Origin of the sequence: Mesorhizobium sp. M4A.F.Ca.ET.020.02.1.1, from assembly GCF_004022645.1 — a bacterium.
Taxonomy (GTDB): Bacteria; Pseudomonadota; Alphaproteobacteria; order Rhizobiales; family Rhizobiaceae; genus Mesorhizobium.
In genome coordinates this window covers 1-4,761 of record NZ_RZOI01000483.1, presented here as the reverse complement: position 1 = coordinate 4,761, position 4,761 = coordinate 1, and the positions used below count along the sequence as shown (strand labels likewise).

At 63.4% G+C, this 4,761-nt stretch carries 5 protein-coding genes; 2 read left to right on the top strand and 3 right to left on the bottom strand.

Annotated features, from left to right (window positions below; genetic code table 11):
* Positions 1 to 1,357, top strand: a 1,357-nt coding sequence (locus EN742_RS24725; protein WP_128333396.1) for a hypothetical protein, incomplete at its 5' end; no start/stop codon positions are given.
* A 5-nt stretch (positions 1,358 to 1,362) separates the two neighbouring features.
* Here the strand turns inward: EN742_RS24725 and waaF are convergent.
* Entirely contained in the window at positions 1,363 to 2,391 is a 1,029-nt protein-coding gene (gene waaF, locus EN742_RS24720) for a lipopolysaccharide heptosyltransferase II (protein WP_245482474.1), read from the bottom strand.
* A 153-nt stretch (positions 2,392 to 2,544) separates the two neighbouring features.
* Between waaF and EN742_RS24715 the strand changes: the two genes are divergently transcribed.
* Entirely contained in the window at positions 2,545 to 2,940 is a 396-nt protein-coding gene (locus EN742_RS24715; protein ID WP_127407312.1) for a DUF6165 family protein, read from the top strand.
* Here EN742_RS24715 and EN742_RS24710 read toward each other — a convergent pair.
* Together EN742_RS24710 and EN742_RS24705 are read right to left on the bottom strand one after the other, a co-directional pair.
* Positions 2,931 to 4,058: a M48 family metallopeptidase gene (locus EN742_RS24710; protein ID WP_128333395.1), complete on the bottom strand. Its 1,128-nt coding sequence runs from the start codon at positions 4,056 to 4,058 to the stop codon at positions 2,931 to 2,933. The genes EN742_RS24715 and EN742_RS24710 overlap by 10 nt on opposite strands.
* A 5-nt stretch (positions 4,059 to 4,063) precedes the next feature.
* The coding region (locus EN742_RS24705; RefSeq protein ID WP_281034988.1) for a carboxyl transferase domain-containing protein at positions 4,064 to 4,761 on the bottom strand (698 nt) is incomplete at its 5' end.

Here is a 4,761-nt window from a genome sequence, read left to right as displayed (position 1 = left end):
GCTCGAACTCAACGCGCAAGTGGTGCGCTTTCCCTCCGGCCAGGAGACCGAGTTCGGCGGGCAGGCCGCCTACCTCATGCGGATTTTTGGGATCGATGGCGCCACCGTCAGCGAAAAGCCGCTGGAGAACACGCCTGACGTCGCGCGGCTGTCGGAAGATGCCGTGCTCAAGAAAAAGCTCGCCGACTATGTCAGCGCCAATGTCGGCGCGGTCGATCTCGGCGTCTACGAGATACCGGACGAGTTCCTGGCGAGGAAGGTCATCTCGTGGTCCACCTTCGGCAGCGCGCGGCAGGCCAATCATCCGTTCACGCCGCTGTTCCAGCCTGCGGATTTCGCCGGGCTCGACTATTCCGCGCTGCAACTGGTGCGCACGCCGGAAGCGCTGGTCGAGCGGCTGGACAATGGCGCCTGCCAGGGCTGCCATCAGGCAGGGTCCACCGCCGGCTTCCATTTCATCGGCCTGGACGACAGGACGACGTCGCCGCTCAACCGGATCGAGGTCGGCATCTCGCCGCACCTCCATGCCGAAATCCCGCGCCGCGTGGCCTGGCTGCGGGCCACGACCGAAGGCAAGGAGCCGAACCGGTTTCGTCCGCTTTCCTTCGCACCGGCGGGCGGATGGAAGGATGCAGGCGAAGTCTCCTACGTGCCGGCCGAGATGGCGATGCCGTGCCTGATGCCGGAGGACGCCGCCCGCTTCGGCCAGACCTGGCAGTGCGGCGGCGGCACGGTCTGCACGCCGCTCGCCACCGCGTCTGGGGTGCGCACCAGGCTGGCGCAATGCCTGCTGCCCAAGGACAGCAGGGCGATGTTTTCCGGCCATCCGTGTCTGACGGGATCGATCGCCAGCAATCCGTCGCAACCCTTCAACGACCGCTACACCATCACCGGGCAGTTCGCCGCGTTCGCCTCCGACATCTCACGCACCGCCTACACATGCCGGCCGCCGAAGATCGGCGTGCCGGCCGGCATCGCATATCGCGGCTGCGACGACAAGGACCGCACCTTCGCCGCCTTCAGGGCCGGCAAGCCGATGCCGAACGAGATCTGCGGCCTGGTCGGCGGCAAGAAATTCGACACCTGCGTGGCGACCAACAATTTCGACCAATGCCTCGGCGGCGCGGTCAATCGCGGCAACCGGCCGGCCTGCTCGGCTGACCATTTTTGCCGCGAGGACTATATGTGCCAGTCGCTGCCGCCGGACACGCCGGGCGCCGCCAAGGTGAAAGGCATCGGCTTCTGCTCGCCGACCTATTTCATCTTCCAGATGCGCATCGACAACCACGCAACGCCATGGGCGAGCGCTGCGCGCGCGACGATGGGTGCGGGTTTCGGAGCGGCGGAAGAGGAGTAGCGATATCAGGCGCCTGGCGGGCGGCGCGGTTCCGCGAAGGCAGCAGCCAAGGCCTCGCGCACCCTTTCCTCGCTGACACCGGATGTATCCTCGATCCAACTCGGGGTCGAAATGGGCGGCTCGAGATAGCGGACATGGTCATTGACCGGCCCATGTACGTAGGAAAGGTTCGAGCCGAAGATCTGCACGCAGGGAATGTTCAAGGCTGCCGCGGCATGGGACATGCCGCCATTGACGCCAAGGAACAGCGCTGACGCGCCAAGCTGGTACATCACGTCGATCAGCGGCGTCGTGGTGAAATCGATCGCTTGCGGCACCTCGGCGCGGATCCGGTTCGCCGCATCATGTTCGCGAGGGCCGCCGACAATCCATACCGCCCAGCCGCGGCTGCAATAGTCCTTGGCGATCGAGATGAAGCGCCCCATCGGCCACGATCGCGGACTCGTCATATCTCCGGTGAAGATGGCCAGGGCCGGCGTGCCGGCTTCGACACCGGCGCGGCTGCGCCACTCATCCAGTTCCGCGCCAGGAATGACCAGCTGCGGCGCTGGCCAATCGACGTTCGCCGGCTTTGCGCCCAGCGTGGCAATGGAGCATACCTCCTCGTAGAGGCGTGTCTTGCGCGGACCGAACGCCCACAAATGCCGCAGCCAATCAGCAGGAAGGCGATTGACCAACCCGAACTGCAACTCCTGCGGATAGCCGATGCGTTCCGGAATGCCGGCCAAGAACGGAATCAGGGCCGCTTTGATCGTGCTCGTCATGAGATAGGCCGTGCCATAGTTCTGCTTGCGAAGCTCGCGTATCAGGTCGCGGCGCTCTGCCAGACCGAGTTGCATATGCCGCTTCTTTAGTGCCCAGGCCTTGCGGACATGCGGCATGAAGCGGGCAAAGGATACGTTTCCGGGCGATGTCACGACGTCGATCGGGCGCTCGGGAAACCGTTCCGCGAGGATGCGGATGGCCGAATGACAGCGGACGAAATCGCCGACCGCCGGAAAGCCGACCAGAAGAATTGGATTCAAGGCGAACACCCTTTTTGCTTTCTCTTTCCGCGCCGGAGCATTCCCTGCCGTCCGGGAGATTGACTTGACTCGTTTCGGCTGCCTATTGCCGCTACGCTTTCCGGCGGGTCCATATTCCCAGCCGGTGAATTTTGACAAGGCTCATCAGAAAAGGGCAATAGCATGGTCCGCCCCATACTCGTCGAGATCGCCCCCGGCGAATTGCTGGACAAGATATCGATCCTCGAGATCAAGGCGGCAAGCATCGCCGACGCGTCCAAGCTGGCCAACGTACTGCACGAGCTGGAGCAGCTATCGCATGTTCGCGACGAACACATCCCCAGTTCAGAGGCGCTGGCTGGCCTCTACGCCGAGTTGAAGGCCGTCAACCAGGCGCTCTGGGTCATCGAGGACGATATCCGCATCGAAGAGCTCAACAAGCGCTTCGGCGATCGTTTCATCGAGCTCGCCCGCGGCGTCTACCGCACGAACGACCGCCGCGCCGCCCTGAAGCGCGAGATAAACCTGCTGCTGAGTTCCGCGATCATCGAGGAAAAATCCTACGAGCACTACGAGTAGGGCGACCTCACAGCGGGGTGTTGTCGCGGCAGCGTGCGGCACGAACCCTCAGCGTTGGAGATAGTCCTCCATCTGCCGGTCCATCTACTGTCGAACGCAGCGATCTGTTGTTCGACCGTATCCGGGCTCAGCAGCGTCGAGAGCGCTGTCCGACGTATCGGGGCGATCTCAGGCGCTTCGACGTACCCAAGTGCTGCCAACCGCTGTGCCCATGAGGGGTGCGTCGACTTGCCGTCGTCCGGACGCACCCACGCCTTTTGCGCGCAAGCGTTCAGGTACTGGGCTTGCGACAGCTCCCCGGCCGCTTCCAACAGGCGGGCAAGTGGCGGTCGCGGCGGACGCAAAGCGCCCATCACCTCGCGCCGCAGCGGCTCATAGACTTTCTCGGCGAAATGTACGTCTGCCGCCGCGACGAGCAGGAGCGCGCGCGCCGCTTGTTCGGCATTTCCGGATGTCGCCGCGTGGCGATCCGCCTTGATCTCCGCCTCGCGTGAAAGTCGGATGTCTTCCCGCTCGAACGATTCCGACAGCCAGCCGATAGCCGCATGGAGGAGGCTGCCCGATATCGTCACCCCAGGTGGCGCGTACTCGAACACGAAGCCGAAACTGTTCTCGAACTCGGCAAGGTTGAGGCCGCCATTGGTGTCCTTGTTGCGCACATGCGCGTCTTCATGGGCAAGAATTGCCGCAAGAGCATTTTCGTCGGTAACGACGAGCAAGGGGATGCCGACCGTCAAAAATAGCCGGCGGCCGAGAAGACCAAGAAGCGTGCGCTCCTCCCGCACGCCGGCGTTCAAGCTGTCCTCCAGCGCAATCACGGTGCGGGCGGCTCTGCGCGGGCCGGCGACTTTTTCCCACTGGTCCCACAGGCCAGGTGCCTCCGCCCGGCTCACTCCCTTGATCTTGCTGCGCCGAAAGCCGGCAAACAATGTGCCGAATAGAAAAGCCGCCGCGGTGGTCGAGATCGGCATGACGAGAAATCCGCAGGCGATGAACCAGACTGGATGGCTGTCGAGCAGCGACATCCAGATACAGAAGATGATGGCTGCGGGAACCACGAAAAACAGCACCCCGAACCTGCCGAACCGCCGCCCAGCGCTGATGATGAAGCGCGACATTCAGGTCACAACGGGATGTTGTCGTGCTTCTTCCAGGGGTTCTGCATGTCCTTGTTGCGCAGCATCCTGAGCGCCCGGGCAACGCGACGACGGGTCGAATGCGGCATGATCACCTCGTCGACATAGCCGCGTTCGGCGGCGACGAAGGGCGACAGGAAGCGATCCTCGTAAGCCTTTGTATGCGCTGCGATCTTTCCCGCGTCGCCGATGTCCTTGCGGTAGATGATCTCGACCGCGCCCCTGGCACCCATCACCGCAATCTGTGCTGTCGGCCAGGCATAGTTCATGTCGCCGCGCAGATGCTTTGACGCCATCACGTCATAGGCCCCGCCATAGGCCTTCCGGGTGATCACGGTGATCTTCGGCACGGTCGCCTCGGCATAGGCGAACAGCAGCTTGGCGCCGTGCTTGATCAGCCCGCCATATTCCTGCGCGGTGCCCGGCAGGAAGCCGGGAACATCGACGAAGGTGACGATCGGGATCGAAAAGCAGTCGCAGAAGCGAACGAAGCGCGCCGCCTTGCGGCTGGCGTCGGAATCGAGCACGCCGGCCAGCACCATCGGCTGGTTGGCGATAAAGCCGACGGTGCGGCCCTCGACGCGGCCGAAGCCGGTGACGATGTTTCTGGCAAAGCTTTGCTGGATCTCGAAGAAGTCGCCTTCGTCGGCAACCTTCAGGATCAACTCCTTGATATCGTATGGCT